The sequence below is a fragment of the Streptomyces botrytidirepellens genome, from assembly GCF_003721215.1.
Classification (GTDB): Bacteria; Actinomycetota; Actinomycetes; order Streptomycetales; family Streptomycetaceae; genus Streptomyces; species Streptomyces himastatinicus.
Genome location: NZ_RIBZ01000244.1, coordinates 1 through 17466, shown reverse-complemented (window position 1 = coordinate 17466; position 17466 = coordinate 1). Strand labels below are relative to the sequence as shown.

General features: G+C 72.9%; 17 protein-coding genes, 1 tRNA gene and 1 pseudogene. 10 read left to right on the top strand and 9 right to left on the bottom strand.

Translation table 11 applies throughout. From position 1 onward, the window contains the following. Positions 1–96 precede the first annotated feature (96 nt). Positions 97–1903, top strand: a pseudogene (gene paaN, locus EEJ42_RS52935) (phenylacetic acid degradation protein PaaN). Here paaN and EEJ42_RS19205 read toward each other — a convergent pair. Both EEJ42_RS19205 and EEJ42_RS19200 read right to left on the bottom strand, forming a co-directional pair. Further along, positions 1900–2673, bottom strand: a complete 774-nt coding sequence (locus EEJ42_RS19205; RefSeq protein WP_123101161.1) for a TrmH family RNA methyltransferase — start codon at positions 2671–2673, stop codon at positions 1900–1902. The pseudogene paaN and the gene EEJ42_RS19205 sit on opposite strands and share 4 nt — an antisense overlap. 85 nt (positions 2674–2758) lie before the next feature. Continuing rightward, positions 2759–3943 (bottom strand): alkene reductase, encoded by a 1185-nt coding sequence (locus EEJ42_RS19200; RefSeq protein WP_123101159.1) that lies wholly within the window; start codon positions 3941–3943, stop codon positions 2759–2761. Positions 3944–4097: 154 nt separating this feature from the next. On the opposite strand from EEJ42_RS19200, the gene EEJ42_RS19195 reads away from it, so the two are divergent. Further along, a complete protein-coding gene (locus tag EEJ42_RS19195; RefSeq protein WP_123101157.1) occupies positions 4098–4991 on the top strand; it encodes a sigma-70 family RNA polymerase sigma factor in 894 nt (297 codons plus the stop codon). Between the two features lie 37 nt (positions 4992–5028). Here EEJ42_RS19195 and EEJ42_RS19190 read toward each other — a convergent pair whose 3' ends face one another. Continuing rightward, positions 5029–6243 (bottom strand): HTTM domain-containing protein, encoded by a 1215-nt coding sequence (locus EEJ42_RS19190; RefSeq protein ID WP_123101186.1) that lies wholly within the window; start codon positions 6241–6243, stop codon positions 5029–5031. 44 nt (positions 6244–6287) lie between these two features. Then, positions 6288–6977: a DUF5819 family protein gene (locus tag EEJ42_RS19185; RefSeq protein ID WP_246096932.1), complete on the bottom strand. Its 690-nt coding sequence runs from the start codon at positions 6975–6977 to the stop codon at positions 6288–6290. A gap of 255 nt (positions 6978–7232) precedes the next feature. Between EEJ42_RS19185 and paaA the strand changes: the two genes are divergently transcribed. From paaA to EEJ42_RS19155, 6 genes are all read left to right on the top strand, one after another. After that, positions 7233–8189 carry a 1,2-phenylacetyl-CoA epoxidase subunit PaaA gene (gene paaA / locus EEJ42_RS19180; protein WP_123101153.1) on the top strand — a complete coding sequence of 319 codons (957 nt, stop codon included), beginning with the start codon at positions 7233–7235 and terminating at the stop codon, positions 8187–8189. Then, entirely contained in the window at positions 8186–8482 is a 297-nt protein-coding gene (paaB, locus tag EEJ42_RS19175; protein WP_123101151.1) for a 1,2-phenylacetyl-CoA epoxidase subunit PaaB, read from the top strand. The genes paaA and paaB overlap by 4 nt, the downstream gene beginning before the upstream one ends. Beyond that, a complete protein-coding gene (paaC, locus tag EEJ42_RS19170; RefSeq protein ID WP_123101149.1) occupies positions 8479–9180 on the top strand; it encodes a 1,2-phenylacetyl-CoA epoxidase subunit PaaC in 702 nt (233 codons plus the stop codon). The genes paaB and paaC overlap by 4 nt, the downstream gene beginning before the upstream one ends. After that, on the top strand, positions 9174–9689 hold the full coding sequence (gene paaD, locus EEJ42_RS19165; RefSeq protein WP_123101147.1) for a 1,2-phenylacetyl-CoA epoxidase subunit PaaD: 516 nt from the start codon (positions 9174–9176) through the stop codon (positions 9687–9689). The genes paaC and paaD overlap by 7 nt, the downstream gene beginning before the upstream one ends. Then, positions 9689–10798 (top strand): 2Fe-2S iron-sulfur cluster-binding protein, encoded by a 1110-nt coding sequence (locus EEJ42_RS19160; protein WP_123101145.1) that lies wholly within the window; start codon positions 9689–9691, stop codon positions 10796–10798. Before paaD ends, EEJ42_RS19160 begins: the two co-directional genes overlap by 1 nt. A 156-nt stretch (positions 10799–10954) precedes the next feature. Then, complete coding sequence (locus EEJ42_RS19155) at positions 10955–12109, top strand: acyl-CoA dehydrogenase family protein (RefSeq protein WP_123101143.1); 1155 nt, start codon at positions 10955–10957, stop codon at positions 12107–12109. A gap of 9 nt (positions 12110–12118) precedes the next feature. On the opposite strand, the gene EEJ42_RS19150 is transcribed toward EEJ42_RS19155, so the two are convergent. The 4 genes from EEJ42_RS19150 to EEJ42_RS19135 form a co-directional block, all read right to left on the bottom strand. Further along, complete coding sequence (locus EEJ42_RS19150; protein ID WP_123101141.1) at positions 12119–12472, bottom strand: rhodanese-like domain-containing protein; 354 nt, start codon at positions 12470–12472, stop codon at positions 12119–12121. Positions 12473–12515: 43 nt separating this feature from the next. Further along, positions 12516–13469, bottom strand: a complete 954-nt coding sequence (locus tag EEJ42_RS19145) for a hypothetical protein (protein ID WP_246096930.1) — start codon at positions 13467–13469, stop codon at positions 12516–12518. A gap of 39 nt (positions 13470–13508) precedes the next feature. Further along, positions 13509–14954 (bottom strand): DUF2252 domain-containing protein, encoded by a 1446-nt coding sequence (locus tag EEJ42_RS19140; RefSeq protein WP_123101139.1) that lies wholly within the window; start codon positions 14952–14954, stop codon positions 13509–13511. Positions 14955–15115: 161 nt separating this feature from the next. Then, positions 15116–15496, bottom strand: coding sequence for a winged helix-turn-helix transcriptional regulator (locus EEJ42_RS19135; protein ID WP_123101137.1), 381 nt, complete (start codon positions 15494–15496; stop codon positions 15116–15118). Between the two features lie 119 nt (positions 15497–15615). On the opposite strand from EEJ42_RS19135, the gene EEJ42_RS19130 reads away from it, so the two are divergent. After that, positions 15616–16269 carry an FMN-dependent NADH-azoreductase gene (locus EEJ42_RS19130; protein WP_123101135.1) on the top strand — a complete coding sequence of 218 codons (654 nt, stop codon included), beginning with the start codon at positions 15616–15618 and terminating at the stop codon, positions 16267–16269. A 313-nt stretch (positions 16270–16582) separates the two neighbouring features. Here EEJ42_RS19130 and EEJ42_RS19125 read toward each other — a convergent pair. After that, positions 16583–16669 (bottom strand) — tRNA-Leu (locus EEJ42_RS19125). 308 nt (positions 16670–16977) lie between these two features. Between EEJ42_RS19125 and EEJ42_RS19120 the strand changes: the two genes are divergently transcribed. Next, the coding region (locus tag EEJ42_RS19120) for a DUF3662 domain-containing protein (protein WP_123101133.1) at positions 16978–17466 on the top strand (489 nt) is incomplete at its 3' end.

Below are 17466 nucleotides of genomic sequence, written 5' to 3'. Positions count from 1 at the left end.
CCAGGCACTCTTGTCCCGACCGATCGTTCGGTTAATCTAACTCTGTCGCCACTTCCAGCCCAGCTCAATCCCAGCTCGACGAGGAGTTGGTCAGCCGTGACCGCCGGACTCACCACAGACCAGTTGACGAAGACGCACCGTCCCACCCTCGACCAGGCCCTGGAGGCGATCCGTACCCGCGCCTATTGGTCCCCGCACCCCGAGCACCCGAAGGCGTACGGCGGGGAGGGCCAGGGCGGGCGGCCCAGCCTGAGCGTCGCCGAGGGCCAGGCCGCCTTCGAGGCGCTGCGCGGCACGCGCCTGGAGCTGGACCAGCCGGGCACCGACAGCTGGACGGGCTCCGAGGTCTCGCCGTACGGGGCCGAGATGGGCATGCAGTATCCGCACCCGGATATCGACGTGCTGCTGCCCGCGATGCGGGCGGGGATGCCCGCCTGGCGGGACGCCGGGCCCGAGGCGCGGGCCGTGGTCTGCCTGGAGATCCTGGCCCGGATCAGTGCCCGCTCGCACGAGTTCGCGCAGGCGGTGATGCACACCAGCGGACAGGCCTACATGATGGCGTTCCAGGCGGGCGGCCCGCACGCCCAGGACCGCGGTCTGGAGGCGGTGGCGTACGCGTTCGCGGAGCAGACGCGCACACCGGGAGCCGCGGACTGGTCCAAGCCGCAGGGCAAGCGCGATCCGCTGGAGCTGCGCAAGACCTTCACCGCCGTCCCGCGGGGCATCGCGCTGCTGATCGGCTGCAACACCTTCCCCACGTGGAACGGCTACCCGGGCCTGTTCGCCTCGCTCGCCACCGGCAACCCGGTGCTGGTCAAGCCGCATCCGCAGGCGGTGCTGCCGCTCGCGCTGACCGTGCAGACGGCGCGCGATGTGCTGCGGGAAGCGGGCTTCGACCCCAACCTGGTGGCGCTGGCGGCCGAGCGGACGGACGAGGGCATCGCCAAGGTCCTCGCCGTGCGCCCCGAGATCCGCATCATCGACTACACGGGCTCGACCGCCTTCGGTGACTGGCTGGAGACCCATGCCCGGCAGGCCCAGGTCTTCACGGAGAAGGCCGGGGTCAACACGGTCGTCATCGACTCCACCGACGACTACAAGGGCATGCTGGCCAATCTGGCCTTCTCCCTGTCCCTCTACAGCGGCCAGATGTGCACCACCCCGCAGAACCTGCTGATCCCCCNAGGGCATGCTGGCCAATCTGGCCTTCTCCCTGTCCCTCTACAGCGGCCAGATGTGCACCACCCCGCAGAACCTGCTGATCCCCCGCGGGGGCATCGCCACCGACGCCGGTCCCAAGTCGTACGACGAGGTGGTCGCCGACCTGGCGGCGGCGGTCGACGGGCTGCTGGGCGACGACGCGCGGGCGAGCGCGCTGCTCGGCGCGATCGTGGGCCCGCGGGTGCGGGAGCGGCTGGAGGCCGCGCCCGGGCTCGGCGGCGTCGCGCTCGCCTCCCGCGCCGTGACCCACCCCGACTTCCCCGACGCCACGGTGCGTACGCCGCTGGTCGTGAAGGCCGACGGGGCGCGGAAGTTCTGGGAGGGGGCGGACGCGGACGCGCCCTATCTCTCCGAATGCTTCGGCCCGGTGTCCTTCGCCGTCGCCGTCGACTCGGCGGCGGACGCGGTCGCCCTGCTCCGTCGCACCACCCGGGACAAGGGCGCGATGACGGTCGGTGCGTACACGACGTCGCCCGAGGTGGAGCGGCTGATCGAGGAGGCGTGTCTGGAGGAGTGCGCCCAGCTGTCGCTGAACCTGACCAGCGGGGTGTATGTGAACCAGACCGCGGCCTTCTCGGACTTCCACGGCACGGGCGGCAACCCGTCGGCCAACGCCGCGCTGTGCGACGGGGCGTTCGTGGCGAGCCGCTTCCGCGTGGTGGAGGTGCGGCGCCCGGCCTAGTCCGTGTCCTGCGGGTGCGCGGGAGGTCCTCCCCAGTGGAACAGGGCCATGGCCACGCTGGTGGCCAGGTTGTAGCTGGACACCTGGGGCCGCATGGGGAGGGCCACCAGCCGGGTGGCCCGCTTGCGCAGCTCGGGCGAGAGCCCGTGCCGCTCGGAGCCGAACGCCAGAAGGGCGTCATCGGGGATGGCCAGGGACCGGATGTCCTCCCCCTCCGCGTCCAGGGCGTACAGCGGCCCCGGTGGGAGGGCGTCGGACGGCAGCCGTTCGACCGCGGTGGCGAAGTGGAGACCCGCACCCGAGCGCACGGCGTTCGGGTGCCAGGGGTCGATGTCCCCGGTGGTGACCACCCCCGCGGCCCCGAACCCGGCGGCGAGCCGGACCACGGCACCGACGTTCCCGAGGTTGCGGGGGTTGTCCAGGACGACGACCGGTGCGGGCCTCGGCTGCCGCGCCAGGGCGTCCAGATTCCCCTGCCGCCCGCGCCTGACCGCCAGCGCGGCGACGCGGGTGGGGTGCACCCGGGGGACGAGAGCGCGCAGGGTCTGGTCCGGCACCTCCACCAGGAGATCCGTGATCACCTCGGTGAGATCACTGGCCAGCTCCGCCGCCAGCTCCACCGCGGCGGCCTTGTCGCTGGTGACCGCGACCCGCACCTCGGCACCGAAGCGGAGCGCATGCTTCAGCGCATGGAAGCCGTCGAGCAGCACGGTCTCGGGGGCCGTCTCGCGCCACTGCCGCTCGGCGAGCGTGGCCTGGTCCGCAGTCATCCCCTCAGCGTACGGGGGCCAAGGCCCTGACCAGGCGGGTCCACCGGCGGTCCGGGCCCCGGCCCCGGGCCGCCGTCCGGGGTCGCTATCCGAGGCCGTCCCGCCAGTCGCTGATGGGGTAGTCGACATAGCCGTCGGCCCCGCCGGTGTAGTACGTGGCGCGGTCACCGGCCGCCAGCTCGCGGCCCATGGCGAACCGGGTGACCAGATCCGGATTGGCGATGAAGTGGGTGGCGAAGGAGACGGCATCGGCGTTCCCCGAGGCGATGAGGGCGTTCGCCGAGGCGCGGTCGTAGCCGTTGTTGGCGATCAGCGGGCCGTCGAACCGCCGCCGGTACCGGGCGATCTCCCCGGCATCCGGCGCCTCGCCCGGTGCGGCGAGGTCCCGTCCGCGCAGATGCAGATAGGCCACGGGGTGGTCGTTCAGCGCCGATACGAGCGCGTCGTAGTCGGCGAGCGTCTCCTCGTCCGCCCGGAACAGCTCTCCGTCCGTCCAGTACGGCCCCAGCCGGACCCCGACCCCCCGTCCTCCCCAGGGCACAGCGGCCGCGTCGACGATCTCCAGCAGCAGCCGCCGCCGGGCCGCGCGGTCGCCGCCGTAGGCATCCGTGCGGTGGTTCAGCCGCGGATTGAGGAACTGCGCGATCAGGAACGAGCCGAGGCCACCGATCTCGACCCCGTCGAACCCGGCCCGCCGGGCGTTCTCCGAGGCGGCACCGAAGTCGGCGACCGTGGCGGCGATATCGGCCGCGGTCATGGCCCGGGGCGTGACGGTCTCCTTGAACCCACCGGAGGTGAAGGACCGCGTCCGGGGATTGATCGCCGAAGGCCCGGCAGGCCGCCGTCCGCCCAGGTGGTCGGGGTGCGAGGCGGCACCGGTGTGCCACAGCTGGAGCACGATGCGGCCGCCGAGCGCGTGCACGACGCCGGTGACCCTCCGCCAGGCGGCCACCTGCTCCTCGGTGTAGATACCGGGCACGTTGACGAAGCCGATCGCCTGCTCGCCGACCCAGGTGCCCTCGGCGATGATCAGCCCGGCACTGGCCCGCTGGCCGTAGTACGCGGCGTGCATCGCGGTCGGCACCAGCCCGTCACCGGCGGCGCGGGCGCGGGTGACCGGTGCCATCACCACCCGGTTGGGCAGCCGGAACGCGCCGAGGTCCGCCGGGCTCAGCAGCGGCTGTCCCAGGGCTGTCGCGCCGGCGGCGTCGGCAGTGTCGGCGGTGGCGGCGGCGGTGTCGGCGGTGTCGGTGGTCTCGGCGGTGTACATGGCCTGTCTCCCTCTTCATGGCTTCCTGGCTGTCCGGCTTCCTGCCGTGTGTCGTGCGACGCGGGCACGGGGCGGACGGTCGGCGGCATACGGTCACCTCAGGCCCGTTTCGCACGTCATCCCGGTGACGGTGCACGGAGGCGAAAGGTGACCCATGGACGAGCAGGACCGGCTGGCGGAACGGTTCGAGGCCCATCGCAGCCATCTGCGGGCGGTCGCCTACCGGCTGCTCGGCTCGCTCAGCGAGGCGGACGACGCCGTCCAGGAGACCTGGCTACGGCTCAGCCGCAGCGACGCCGACCGGGTCGAGAACCTGCCAGCCTGGCTGCACACGGTCGTCTCCCGGCTGTGCCTGGACATGCTGCGCTCGCGCTCCGCCCGCCGCGAGGAGCCGATCGAGCGGCAGCACGCCCACCAGGTCCGGGACGACGGCGGTGCGGGCGGCGGGGGCGACCCCGAGGACGAAGCGGTGCTGATCGACTCTGTCGGCCGCGCGCTGCTCGTGGTGCTGGACACGCTCGCCCCCGCCGAACGGATCGCCTTCGTCCTGCACGACGCCTTCGCCGTGCCGTTCGACCAGATCGCCCCCGTCGTGGAGCGCTCCCCGGCGACGGCGAAGAAGCTCGCCAGCCGCGCCCGGCACAAGGTGCGCGGCACGCCCGCAGTCTCCCCCGCCGGGCTCGCCTCGCAGCGCCGGGTCGTGGACGCCTTCCTCGCCGCCGCGCGCGACGGCGACCTGGAGGCGCTGCTGGCGGTGCTCGCCCCGGACGTCGTACGCCGCGCCGACCGGGCGGCCCTCCCGCCGGGCGTCCCGACGACGTCCCGTGGTGCGCGCGCGGTCGCCGAGGAGACCACCGTGCTCGGGCGCCGGGCGCGGTTCGCCGCACCGGCGCTGGTGAACGGGGCGGTGGGCGTGGTCGTGGCGCCCCACGGGCGGCTGCTGATCGCCCTCACGTTCACGGTCGAGGACGGGCGGATCGCGGCGTACGAGGTGATCGCCGACCCGGCCCGGCTCCGCGGGCTGGAGCTGGCCGTCCTCGACGGCTGACGCGGACGGCCGACGCACCGGCGCGGGCCGGGGCCGTTCAGCCGGTGAGCGTGGGGGCGGGCTTCTCGTCGTCCGGCTGCTCGTCGTGCTCCCCCGTCCGCTGACGTGGCAGGCGGACGGCGCGCGCGGCCAGCCGGTCGCGGGCCCGGGTCGCCTTCCGGCCGGTCCAGAGCAGGAAGGCGGTGGGCAGGAAGACCGCGTCCGCGGCGATGGCGGCGAGCGAGAAGAAGGGCAGGCCGAGCGCGACGGCGATGCCGACGTGCTCCAGCATCAGCAGCACCAGCATGGCGTTCTTAGCCCGGCGGTTCAGCAGGGTGAAGGGGAAGGCGACCTGGACGATGACCGTGCCGTAGGTCAGCAGCATCACCAGGGTGCCGCTGCTCGCGAGCGCGTCGGCCAGGGACGGCCAGGGCGAGAAGTAGTCCAGGTGCAGCGGGTAGTAGAGGGCGGTGCCGTCCTGCCAGCGCGATCCCTGGACCTTGTACCAACCGGCGGAGGCGTAGAGCAGGCAGACCTCGCCCATGATCACCACGAGGGCGCCGTTGTGCGCGAGGTTGGCGAGCATGTCCAGGACGGTGCGCGGCTCCCCCGGTGCGTAACGGCGCGCGAGCCACCAGCCGCCCTGGACCAGCCACAGCCCCCACAGGACCGTGGCCCAGCCCAGTCCGGGGAGCGGGCCGTCGGCGATCGGGGACAGCCCGGCGTCGGTGAACAGCTGGGCCCAGGCCAGGGCGAGTCCCAGGACGGTCCACAGCACGATTCCGGTCGTATCGCGCAGCGGCTCCTGCCCGTCCGGGCGGCGGGCGGCGCGGCGGGCGTCGAGCGACCAGACCTGGCCGCACCGGGTGAGCACCAGGTAGAGCGACATCAGGTGGATGAGGTTGTCGCCGCCGTCGCCGAGGAAGATGGAGCGGTTCTGGAGCGACAGCACGCCGAGCATGAACAGCACGGACATGGTGCGGGTGCGCCAGCCGAGCAGGAGCAGCAGGGCCGAGACGAGGGCGAGGGCGTAGACGGTCTCGAACCACAGGTCGCTGTCGGACCACATGAGCGTGGTGAAGGCCCGGTTGCCGTCGATCAGCTGACGGGCCATGTCCCAGCTCCAGGGACCGTCGGGGCCGTACAGCTCGCGGCGGTGGGGCCATTCGCGGAGCAGGAAGAGCAGCCAGGTGAAGGAGAAGCCGATGCGCACCACGGCCGTCTGGTAGGGGCCGAGCGCGGATCCGGTGACGCGGGCGTGGCCGCGCGCCATGGCGGCCTGGACCCGCACCAGGGCGGTCTGGACAGCGGATATCGTCACCGGCGCGCCCCCTCGGGAAGGTCGGCCGCGGTCGCCGTCCACCAGGGCAGGGTCCGGTAGAACGTCTTGGTGTCGGTCTTCTCGTCGCTCCACGGCGGTGCGGCGAGCTGCCTGGTCGCGGACCGCACCTGGACGCGCTGCACCGTGCCGCCGTCCGTCTCCGGGCCGAGGCGGAGCATGACGATCCGGCGTATGTACTGCGCGGAGAGGCTGCCGCGGGTGCCGTTCGGCCGTTCCTGCGCGTCGTGCGAGCCGAGGTAGAACTCCCAGGCGCGGCGCAGTTCGTTCTGCTGGGTGTGGCTGGGCAGCGGGTTGTGGTGGATGGCGGCGCCGTCCTGGGCGGAGAGGTTGGTCCAGTCGGTGGTCGCGAGGCCGCCCTCGGGGGTGCGGATCTCGGCCCGGGCCTGGATGGCGATGTCCTGCTGGAGGGGATTGGGCGCGAAGAGCTTCCAGTTCCGCTCGAACTCGGGGTAGGTGTAGTCGTCCATCGTCGCGCCGTGCCGCTTGCTGATCGTGTTGGGCGGCGCGACGCTCAGGAACGCCATCCCCAGGTGAAGGGCCGCGGCGACCGCGACGGCGGCGACCGCCACCGCGACGATCAGCTGTGACGGCAGGGAGAGCGCGGCGAGCCGTTCCGCCGCCTCGTCGTCCGACGCATCCGGCTCACCCGGCTCCGTAACCGCCATGCCCCGCCCCACTCCCGATGGTCCAGGTCTGCGCACCCGGCCCGGACGGCTGCGCGCCCACGGCCCCCCGGTGGGTGTCCCTACGCCCGCACGCTACCGATGCGGCCCGTACGGCACAGCACCCTCAGCGTTATCCACAGGCTTGACACCCTACGTTCCTCCGGCACACCATTGAACCGAACGATCGGTCGGTCGGTTGGTTGCCGGGCTGGTCGTCGGGACGGACGGCGGGGACGGACGGCGAAGGGGCTTCGCATGACGACGACGGCGGCGGATGCCGGGGCGGGGGCGTACGAGGCGGTGTTCGACGCCGCCCTGGCCGCGGACGAGCGCATCGAGCCGCGGGACTGGATGCCCGACGACTACCGGGCCTCCCTGGTCCGGCAGATCGCCCAGCACGCCCACTCCGAGATCATCGGCATGCAGCCCGAGGCCAACTGGATCAGCCGCGCCCCCTCGCTGCGGCGCAAGGCGATCCTGATGGCGAAGGTCCAGGACGAGGCGGGCCACGGCCTGTATCTGTACAGCGCGGCGGAAACCCTGGGCACCAGCCGGGACGAGCTGCTCGACAAGCTCCACTCGGGCCGCCAGAAATACTCGTCGATCTTCAACTACCCGACGCTGACCTGGGCCGACGTGGGCGCCATCGGCTGGCTGGTGGACGGCGCGGCGATCACCAACCAGGTCCCGCTGTGCCGCTGCTCCTACGGGCCGTATGCCCGGGCGATGGTCCGCATCTGCAAGGAGGAGTCCTTCCACCAGCGCCAGGGGTACGAGCTGCTGCTGGCCCTCAGCCGGGGCTCCGAGGCCCAGCACGCCATGGCCCAGGACGCGGTGGACCGCTGGTGGTGGCCGTCGCTGATGATGTTCGGCCCGCCCGACGACGCGTCGGCGCACTCCGCCCAGTCGATGGCCTGGAAGATCAAGCGCCACTCCAACGACGAGCTGCGCCAGCGCTTCGTCGACATCTGCGTCCCCCAGGCCGCGTCCCTCGGCCTGACCCTCCCCGACCCCGATCTGCGGTGGAACGAGGAGCGGGGACACCACGACTTCGGCCCGATCGACTGGGACGAGTTCGGCGAGGTGCTGCGGGGAAACGGGCCGTGCAACGCCCAGCGGATCTCCCAGCGCCGCCGGGCCCACGAGGAAGGCGCCTGGGTGCGCGAGGCGGCCGCGGCGTACGCGGCCAAGCACGGGGAGGCACGGGCATGAGCGGCGACGGAAACGGCGCATGGCCGCTGTGGGAGGTGTTCGTCCGCGGCAGGCGCGGTCTCGCGCACACCCATGCGGGATCCCTGCACGCCCCGGACGCGGAGATGGCACTGCGGAACGCGCGCGATCTGTACACCCGCCGCTCGGAGGGCGTCTCGATCTGGGTGGTGCCCTCCGCCTCGATCACCGCCTCCTCGCCGGACGAGAAGGACCCGTTCTTCGAGCCCGCCGCGGACAAGCCCTACCGGCACCCCACGTTCTACGAGATCCCGGAGGGGGTGCGGCACCTGTGACCGCGGCCCTCGCCCTGGGCGACGACGCGCTGGTGCTCTCCCACCGGCTGGGGGAGTGGGCGGGCCACGCCCCCGTGCTGGAGGAGGAGGTCGCGCTCGCCAACATCGCCCTCGACCTGCTCGGCCAGGCCCGGGTGCTGCTCTCCCTCGTCGGCGACGAGGACGAGCTGGCGTATCTGCGCGAGGAGCGGGCGTTCCGCAACGTCCAGCTGGTCGAGCAGCCGAACGGGGACTTCGCCCACACCATCGCCCGCCAGCTCTACTTCTCCACCTACCAGGAGCTGTTGTACGAGGAGCTGGCGCGCGGCGACGGCCCCTTCGCACCGCTGGCCGCCAAGGCGGTCAAGGAAGTCGCCTACCACCGCGACCACGCCGAGCAATGGACGCTGCGGCTCGGCGACGGCACGGAGGAGAGCCATCAGCGGATGCGCCGCGGACTGGACGCGCTGTGGCGGTTCACCGGCGAGCTGTTCGAGCCGGTCGAGGGGTGCGGGGTGGAGTGGTCCGCGCTGCACGACGCATGGCTGGAGCGGGTCACGGCCGTCCTCACCCGCGCCACCCTGAGCCTGCCCGAGGGGCCGCGGCGCGGCGCCTGGGCGGCCGGGGCCGGTCGCCAGGGCATCCACACCGAGCCGTTCGGCCCGATGCTCGCGCAGATGCAGCATCTGCACCGCAGCCACCCGGGGGCGGCATGGTGACGCCCGCGCCCCACGCCCCCACCGCGCTCGAAGAGGAGCTGCGGCGGCTGGCCGGATCCGTGCCGGACCCGGAGCTGCCGATGGTGTCCCTGGCCGAGCTGGGAGTGCTGCGGGGGCTGCGGGTCCTGGCACCGGGCCGGGTCGAGGTCGAGCTGACCCCCACCTACACCGGCTGTCCCGCGGTGGAGACGATGGCCGCCGACATCGAGCGGGTGCTGCACGACCGGGGCATGGCCGAGGTCGAGGTCCGCACCGTGCTCGCGCCGCCCTGGACGACGGACGCGATCAGCGCCGAGGGTCGCCGCAAGCTCGCGGAGTCCGGCATAGCGCCGCCCGCGCCGCGGCGGGCCGCGGCGGGCGGTCCGGTCCCCGTCGAGCTGACGGTGCGCTGTCCGCACTGCGGCTCGACCGAGACCACGCTGCTCAGCCGCTTCTCCTCCACCGCCTGCAAGGCGCTGCGCCGCTGCGAGACCTGCCGCGAACCGTTCGACCATTTCAAGGAGTTGTGATGGCCGCGGAAGCGGTGCCCGTCGCCGCGCCCCACCACGGCGCGTTCCATCCGCTGCGGGTGGCGGCCGTCGACCCGCTCGCCGACGACGCGGTGGCCGTCACCCTCCGGGTGCCGCCCGCGCTGCGCGAGACGTTCCGCTTCGTCCCCGGACAGCACATCGCGGTGCGGCGGTTCACGGACGGCGCGGAGATCCGGCGTACGTACTCGATCTGCACCCCGGCCCCGGGCCCGGAGGGGCCCGAGCTGCTGCGGGTCGGGGTGCGGCTGGTGGAGGGCGGCGCGTTCTCCACGTACGCCCTCAAGGAACTGGCGGTCGGGGAGGTGGTGGAGGTGATGGCCCCGGCGGGCCGGTTCGTGCTCGACCCCCGCCCCGGCCACTTCGCCGCGGTCGTCGGCGGCAGCGGCATCACCCCCGTGCTGTCCATCGCCGCCACCCTGCTGGAGCGGCAACCCGAGGCCCGCTTCTGTCTGATCCGCAGCGACCGCACCGCCGCCTCCACGATGTTCCTGGAGGAGATCGCCGACCTCAAGGACCGCTGGCCCGACCGGTTCCAGCTGGTGTGCGCCCTCTCCCGGGAGGAGCAGCAGACCGGGCTGGTGTCCGGGCGGCTGGACGAGGAGCGACTGACCGGGCTGCTGCCCTCGCTGCTGCCGGTGCGCTCGGTGGACGGCTGGTTCCTGTGCGGTCCGTACGGGCTGGTGCGGGCCGCCGAGCGGGCGCTGCGCGGGCTCGGGGTGCCCCGCGGCCGGGTCCATCAGGAGATCTTCCATGTGGCGGCGGAGCCCGGCGAGGGCGTCTCCCCCGCACCCCGCCCGGCCGCCGCGCCCTCGCACAGCACGGTGACGGCGACCCTGGACGGCCGGTCGGGCAGCTGGCCCGTGCGGGACGGGGAACCGCTCCTGGAGACCGTGCTGCGCAATCGCGCCGACGCGCCGTACGCCTGCAAGGGCGGGGTGTGCGGGACCTGCCGGGCGTTCCTGGTCTCCGGGGAGGTGCGGATGGACCGGAACTTCGCGCTGGAGCCGGACGAGGTGGAGGCGGGCTATGTGCTGTCCTGCCAGTCCCATCCGGTCGGCGAGCGGGTGGAGCTGGACTTCGACCGCTGACAGGCCGTCCGCCCCCGGCGAAGTGGAACGGCGGGGGTGAGGTGGCGCGGCGCGGGCGTTCGGGGCGTTCCCCTTCTTGTAGGCGTTCCCTTCTTGTAGAACCTGTTCTATCTTGACGGGCCGTCAGGGAAGCTCAACGGCGCGGGAGGACGGACAGTGGACTTCACCTTCACCGAGGAGCAACAGGCAGCCGTCGAGGCGGCGAAGGCCGTCTTCTCCTCCACCACACCGGACGGCGTGCCCAGCCCCGCCCTCACCCCCGGCGCCGTCGCCGACGACATCGACCGGGCGCTGTGGCGCAGACTCGCCGACGCCGATCTGCTCGGGCTGACCCTCGACCCGCGCCACGGCGGCTCCGGGCTCGACCCGCTCGCGCTGTGCCTGGTGCTGCGCGAGTCCGCGAAGGTGCTGGCCCGGGTGCCCCTGCTGGAGACCGCCGCGGCCGCCCTCGCCGTGCAGCGGTACGGCGCACCCGAGCTGTGCGCCGCCGTGCTGCCCCGGGCCGCCCGCGGCGACCTCGTGCTCACCGTGGCCACCGCCGGACGCACCGGCCACGGCCGGGCCGAACTCGCCGTCCAGGCCCGCCGGGACGGCACTGACTGGGTGCTGGACGGTGTGCAGACCGCCGTCCCCTGGGCCGCCGACGCCGATCACCTGCTGATCCCGGCCCACCCCGGCGCGGGACCGGCACTCCTCGCCCTCGTCCCTCGCGACCGGGCGGGCATCGGCCTGGACGACCAGGTGTCCACCAGCGGCGAGCGGCTGGCCGAGGTCCGGCTGGACGGCGTGCGGGCGGCCGCCCATGAGGTGCTGGACGCGGACGGCGCCTGGGCCTGGCTGCGCGCGCTGCTCACCACCGGCACCTGTGCGCTGGCGCTGGGCGTCGGCACGGCGGTGCTCGACCTGACCAGCTCGTACACGTCCACGCGGGAGCAGTTCGGCCATCCGCTCGCCACGTTCCAGGCGGTCGCCGTCCAGACCGCCGACCGGTACATCGATCTGCGGGCCATGGAAGCCACGCTCTGGCAGGCCGCCTGGCGCCTCTCCCGGGACGAGAAAGCCCGGGAGGCAACGGCGAACGGGGCGCTGCCGGTCGCCGGGGACGTGGCAGTCGCCAAGATGTGGGCCGCCGACGGCGTACGCCGGGTCGTCCAGACCGCCCAGCATCTGCACGGCGGCTTCGGCGCGGTCACCGACTATCCGCTGCACCGCTATCACGCCTGGGCCAAACAGCTGGAGCTGTCCCTGGGCCCGGCCGCCGCCCATGAGGAGGAACTCGGCGAACTCCTCGCCGCCCACACCCTCCCGTGAGGCTGCTCTCTAGAGGACGAAGGCGCCGTCGGCCGTGCCCTCGCGGCCGCCGACCATCGGGCGGCCCGCCGCCTCCCAGGCGAGCATCCCGCCGTCCACGTTCACCGCGTCCAGCCCCTGGGCGACCAGATACTGCGTCACCTGCGCGGACCGCCCGCCGACCCGGCACATCACATGCACCCGGTGCCCCTCGCCGACCGACTCGGTCAGCTCACCGAACCGGGCGACGACCTGACCCATCGGAATGTGAAGGGCGCCCTCGACGTGCCCGGCCGCCCACTCGTCCTCCTCCCGGACGTCCAGCAGAAAGCCATCAGCCGGGACCGCCGCGGCCTCCACCTGGGGAAGCTGGGCAAAATGCATCACACACACCTCTCACATGACATCGGCAACCCGGCAAAACCTACTACCGCACCAGCTCCGCGAGCCGGGCCTCCTTCTCGGAGACCTGGGCGAGCAGCTGCTCTGCGATCTCGTCCAGCAGCCGGTCCGGGTCCTCCGGCGCCATCTTGATCATCGCGCCGATCGCGCTCGACTCCAGCTCGGAGGCGACCTCGGCCAGCATCTCCTTGCGCTCGGCCAGCCACTCCAGCCGGGCGTACAGCTCCTCGCTGCGGCTCGCCCGCCGCTCGGGCGGCGGCGGACCGGCCTCCCACTCCTCGGCCAGCTTCCGCAGCGCCGCCTCGTCCCCGGCCGCGTACGCGGCGTTGACCCGCACGATGAACTCACCGCGCCGCTCCCGCTCGGCCTCCTCCTCGGCCAGGTCCGGATGGGCCTTGCGGGCCAGGTCGCGGTAGATCCGGCGGGCCTCCTCGCTCGGCCGCACCCGCGGCGGGGGCTGCACCGGCTGCTCGGTGAGCATCGCCGAGGCCTCCGGCGACAGTCCGTCCGAGTCGATCCAGCCGTGGAACAGCTCCTCCACGCCGGGCATCGGCTGCACCAGTCCGCGCGCCTCGCGGGCCCTTCGCTGGTCCTCCGGATCGCCGGTGCGCGCGGCGACCGCCTCGGCGATCAGCGCGTCCAGCTCGTCCAGGCGCGAGTACATCGGTCCGAGCCGCTGATGGTGCAGCCGGGAGAAGTTCTCCACCTCGACCCGGAAGGTCTCCACCGCGATCTCGAACTCGATCAGCGCCTGCTCGGCCGCCCGCACCGCCCGCTCAAGCCGTTCGGCGGCCCGCGCCTCCTCCTCGGACCGCGCTTCTTCGGCCCGCGCCTCTTCCTCGGATCGCGCCTCCTCGGACGGTGCCTGGTCGGACGGTGCCTGCTCGGACTGGGCCTCGGCCGGTGCCTGAGATTCCTCCTGGGGCTCCGCCTCGGACACCGCCCGCTGTGCCTGCTGCTGCGCTTCCCGGTTCGTCACCCGCTCAGCCTACGTGGGGCGCCCCCCGGTGCCTGAGCCTCACACCCCCGGCTCGGCCGCTATCCGCCCGGCACGCACCGCGGCCAGCAGTTCCGCATGATCGGCCTCCGTACGGTCCGCGTACGCCACCGCGAAATCGGCGATCGCCTCGTCCAGCTCCTCCCCCTTGCCGCAGTACCCGGCGAGCAGCCGCGGATCCGCGCTGTGCGCATGCGCCCGCGCCAGCAGCGCGCCCGTCATCCGCCCGTAGTCGTCCATCTGGTCGGCGGCCAGCGCCGCCGGGTCGACGCTCCCCTTGCGGTTCCGGAACTGCCGTACCTGGTACGGCCGCCCGAGCACCGTCGTCCAGCCCAGGAGGATGTCGCTGACGACCTGCATCCGCTTCTGGCCGAGCACCACCCGCCGCCCCTCGTGGGCGACGTCGGGTATCTCGAAGCCGGCCCGCCCCAGATGCGGCAGCAGCGCGGACGGCCGGGCCTCCTTCACCTGGAGCACCAGCGGCTCGCCCCGGTGGTCGAGCAGCAGCACCACATACGAACGCGTCCCCACGCTGCCCGTGCCCACGACCCGGAACGCCACGTCGTGCACCTCGTACCGGGCGAGCAGCGGCAGCCGGTCCTCGGGCAGCGTCCCCAGATAGTCGCCGAGCGCCGTCGCGACCGCCACCGCCTCGGCGTCCGGCACCCGCCGCAGCACCGGCGGTGCGTCCACGAAGCGCCGGGCCACGGGCCGGCCGGAGGAGTCCCCGTCGCCCGGGACCGCCTCCGTGGCCTTGGCGGCGAAGCGCGCGCTCGTGTTCCGCCGGGCCTTCTCGGCGACCCGCTCCAGCGTGCCCGCCAGATCCCGGGCGCCGGTGTGCGAGACGAGCTCCTCGTCCGCGATCGCGTTCCACGCGTCGGCAGCCGGCAGCTTGGCCAGCAGCCGCACGGTGCGCCGGTAGGCGCCCGCCGCGTCACGGGCCGCCGACCGGCAGGAGTCCTCGTCGGCACCGGCCTCCCGCCCGGCCAGCACCAGCGACGCCGCGAGCCGCTTCACATCCCACTCCCACGGACCGTGGACGGTCTCGTCGAAGTCGTTCAGGTCAATGATCAAACCGCCGCGCGCGTCCCCGTAGAGGCCGAAGTTGGCGGCGTGCGCGTCACCGCAGAGCTGTGCGCCGACGCCGGTGACCGGGGTGCCCGCCAGGTCGTGCGCCATCAGCCCGGCCGAGCCGCGGAGGAAGGAAAACGGGGTCGCGATCATCCGCCCCACCCGTATCGGCGTCAGCTCCGGCAGCCGCCCGGCGTTCGACCGCTCGACCGCCGCCACCGCGTCCGGCCGCCCGGGAGCGGGCGACGGCAGCGCGGCGTGCGCCGAGCGCGGCACCCGCTTCCGCAGCGCCTTCCCCTCCTGCTTGGGAGAGGGGCCCTCGCCGCGCCAGGCGGCGAACCCCGGGACCTGGGGCAGCCGCCGGGCCGCCCCACCCACACCCGCGCCGTCACCCATCACGCCCCCGCTTCGTTCTCGCACGTCACCGGCACGTCCGACAGCCGCTCACGCCGTCGACCGACCAGCACCGTACCCCCGATCGCCCACGTCCCGTCAGGCCTGTGGAAAACTCCGGCGAGCCCGGTGAACCGACCCGGCGAACCCGGTGAAGTCCCTGCTCAGGACCGGAACTGCTCGGGGCAGCCGCCGCCGTCGGGCAGATACTTCTCGGCCCACCGCGCGAGTTCCTTCAGCGCGGGCTCCAGCGCCTTCCCCGCCTCCGTCAGCCGGTAGGCCACCCGCAGCGGAGGCCCGGGGTCGACTTCCCGGAGCACCAGCCCCGCCGTCGACAGCTCGGTGAGCCGGTCCGACAGCATCCGCTCGCTGATCCCCGGGATGGCCCGTCGCAACTCCGCGAAGTACGCCCCCTGCTCGGTCAGAACGGCCACGATCAGCCCGGTCCATCTCTTCCCGAACAGCTCGAAGACCCGGGTCATCGAGTCGTCGACCCGCTTGCACGCGTGCTCGCCGTGAACCTCGCGCCCGCCTCCGTCCGCCATGGAATACACGATACTGCGTTCTCGTTGGGTGCTAAAGAAAAGTAAGCTACTGTGCCAATTGCAGGTACGTAGAAAACACCCGCTCCTCAGTGGAGCGCCTTGTCCACGGAGGCACCTCCATGCCCACGCTTCTTCACCTCGACACGTCCGTCTTCCCCGGCGAGGCCTCCGCCTCCCGCGCGGTGACCGCCACCTTCCGACAGGAATGGGAGGCCCAGCATCCGAACGGCACGGTCATCTACCGCGACCTGGCCGCCGAGCCGCTGCCGCACCTGGACGGCCTCGCCGCCCAGGCCGGGTTCGTCCCCACCGAGAGCCACACCCCCGAGCAGCAGGCCGCCTTCGCGCTGCGCGACACCCTGGCCGGTGAGCTGGAGCGGGCCGACGCGGTCCTCATAGGCGCCCCGATGTACAACTTCACGATCCCCTCGACCCTCAAGGCGTGGCTGGACCACGTGATCATCATGGGCCGCACCTCCGGTGCCGAGCAGACCACCACCTCGGGCACCCCGGCGATCGTCGTCGCCAGCCGGGGCGGCGGCTACGGCCCGGGCACGCCGCGGGAGAGCTACGAGTTCGTCACGACCTACCTGGAGAAGGCGCTCAAGGACGCGCTCAACCTCGACGTCGAGTTCGTCGTGCCGGAGCTCACCATGGCCCGCAGCAACCCGGCGATGGCCGACCTGGTCGAGCTGTCGGACGCCTCCAAGGCGAAGGCCCACGAGGACGCCGCCTCGAAGGCCAAGGAGCTCGCCGCCCGCTTCGCCGCCTGACCCGCGGCCGTCGCGGACCGATCCGCGGACCGTCCCGGAACCGCGGGGCCGCCCCACCCGGGGAGGTCCCGCTTCCGTTTATCCGGGACGACTCCGGGACGGCTCAGGGACGACTCCAGGCCGGCTCCGGGACGGCTCCGCGACGAGCGCCCGGACGCGCCGCGGCCAACCGATGTGGATCAAGCCGAACTGGCGGTGGATCAAGCCGAAGTCGAGCCGGACGCGAGCCGGGCACGAGTGGGGCGCAAGCCGGACATACGCGAAGCGGGCCCCTCCGAGCGACTTTCGTCACTCCGGAGAGGCCCGCTCCGACTGGTGCGCGAGGGGGGAGTTGAACCCCCACGCCCTTTCGGGCACTGGAACCTGAATCCAGCGCGTCTGCCTATTCCGCCACCCGCGCATGGGTGCTGTCTTCCGTTCACCGCTTGGTTTTCCGGGCCTTCCGGCCCGGCGCCCCGCGGCGCCTTCCGACATCCAGAACACTAGCACGCTGGGCAGGGTGGATTCACACTCGTTGTCGACGCCCCCGCCCGGAGGGGCTCCGTCGCGGTTGCGGGACACTGTCCAGAGGGCACCTCTACGATCCTGTGAGAGGTGACACTGCTCCGCAGGGCCAGGAAGGGGAACCACCCGATTTCCCGACGCGTGGATACGATCAGTAAGCAGTACCAGGACGACACTGAGCACGACTGAGGAAGGAGGTGCCCCGTGGGAGTACTGAAGCGCTTCGAGCAGCGTCTCGAGGGTCTCGTGAACGGCACCTTCGCCAAGGTGTTCAAGTCGGAGGTCCAGCCCGTCGAGATCGCGGGCGCGCTCCAGCGTGAGTGCGACAACAACGCGACCATCTGGAACCGGGACCGGACCGTCGTCCCCAACGACTTCATCGTCGAGCTGAGCACCGGCGACTACGAGCGGCTCGCGCCGTACTCCGGGCAGCTCGGCGACGAGCTCTCCGGCATGGTCCGCGACTACGCCAAGCAGCAGCGGTACACCTTCATGGGCGGCGTCAAGGTCCACCTGGAGAAGGCCGACGACCTCGACACCGGCCTGTACCGGGTGCGCAGCCGGACGCTGGCCTCCAGCGAGTCCCAGAGCCCGGCCGCCCAGCAGGCTCCGGCCCGCGGCGGGGCACCGCAGCAGCGCCCCGGCGGCTACGGCCAGCCCGCGGGTGCGCCGCCCATGCCCAGCGCCCCTCCC

What these genes read in the sequence shown, in the direction of transcription:
- EEJ42_RS19140 (WP_123101139.1), bottom strand. Translation starts at nt 14,954, where the DNA reads ATGGGTGACGGCGCGGGTGTGGGTGGGGCGGCCCGGCGGCTGCCCCAG.
- EEJ42_RS19200 (WP_123101159.1), bottom strand. Translation starts at nt 3,943, where the DNA reads ATGTACACCGCCGAGACCACCGACACCGCCGACACCGCCGCCGCCACC.
- EEJ42_RS19190 (WP_123101186.1), bottom strand. Translation starts at nt 6,243, where the DNA reads ATGGCGCGCGGCCACGCCCGCGTCACCGGATCCGCGCTCGGCCCCTAC.
- EEJ42_RS19160 (WP_123101145.1), top strand. Translation starts at nt 9,689, where the DNA reads ATGGCCGCGGAAGCGGTGCCCGTCGCCGCGCCCCACCACGGCGCGTTC.
- EEJ42_RS19135 (WP_123101137.1), bottom strand. Translation starts at nt 15,496, where the DNA reads ATGGCGGACGGAGGCGGGCGCGAGGTTCACGGCGAGCACGCGTGCAAG.
- paaB (WP_123101151.1), top strand. Translation starts at nt 8,186, where the DNA reads ATGAGCGGCGACGGAAACGGCGCATGGCCGCTGTGGGAGGTGTTCGTC.
- EEJ42_RS19150 (WP_123101141.1), bottom strand. Translation starts at nt 12,472, where the DNA reads ATGCATTTTGCCCAGCTTCCCCAGGTGGAGGCCGCGGCGGTCCCGGCT.
- EEJ42_RS19185 (WP_246096932.1), bottom strand. Translation starts at nt 6,977, where the DNA reads ATGGCGGTTACGGAGCCGGGTGAGCCGGATGCGTCGGACGACGAGGCG.
- EEJ42_RS19130 (WP_123101135.1), top strand. Translation starts at nt 15,616, where the DNA reads ATGCCCACGCTTCTTCACCTCGACACGTCCGTCTTCCCCGGCGAGGCC.
- EEJ42_RS19195 (WP_123101157.1), top strand. Translation starts at nt 4,098, where the DNA reads ATGGACGAGCAGGACCGGCTGGCGGAACGGTTCGAGGCCCATCGCAGC.
- paaD (WP_123101147.1), top strand. Translation starts at nt 9,174, where the DNA reads ATGGTGACGCCCGCGCCCCACGCCCCCACCGCGCTCGAAGAGGAGCTG.
- EEJ42_RS19205 (WP_123101161.1), bottom strand. Translation starts at nt 2,673, where the DNA reads ATGACTGCGGACCAGGCCACGCTCGCCGAGCGGCAGTGGCGCGAGACG.
- paaA (WP_123101153.1), top strand. Translation starts at nt 7,233, where the DNA reads ATGACGACGACGGCGGCGGATGCCGGGGCGGGGGCGTACGAGGCGGTG.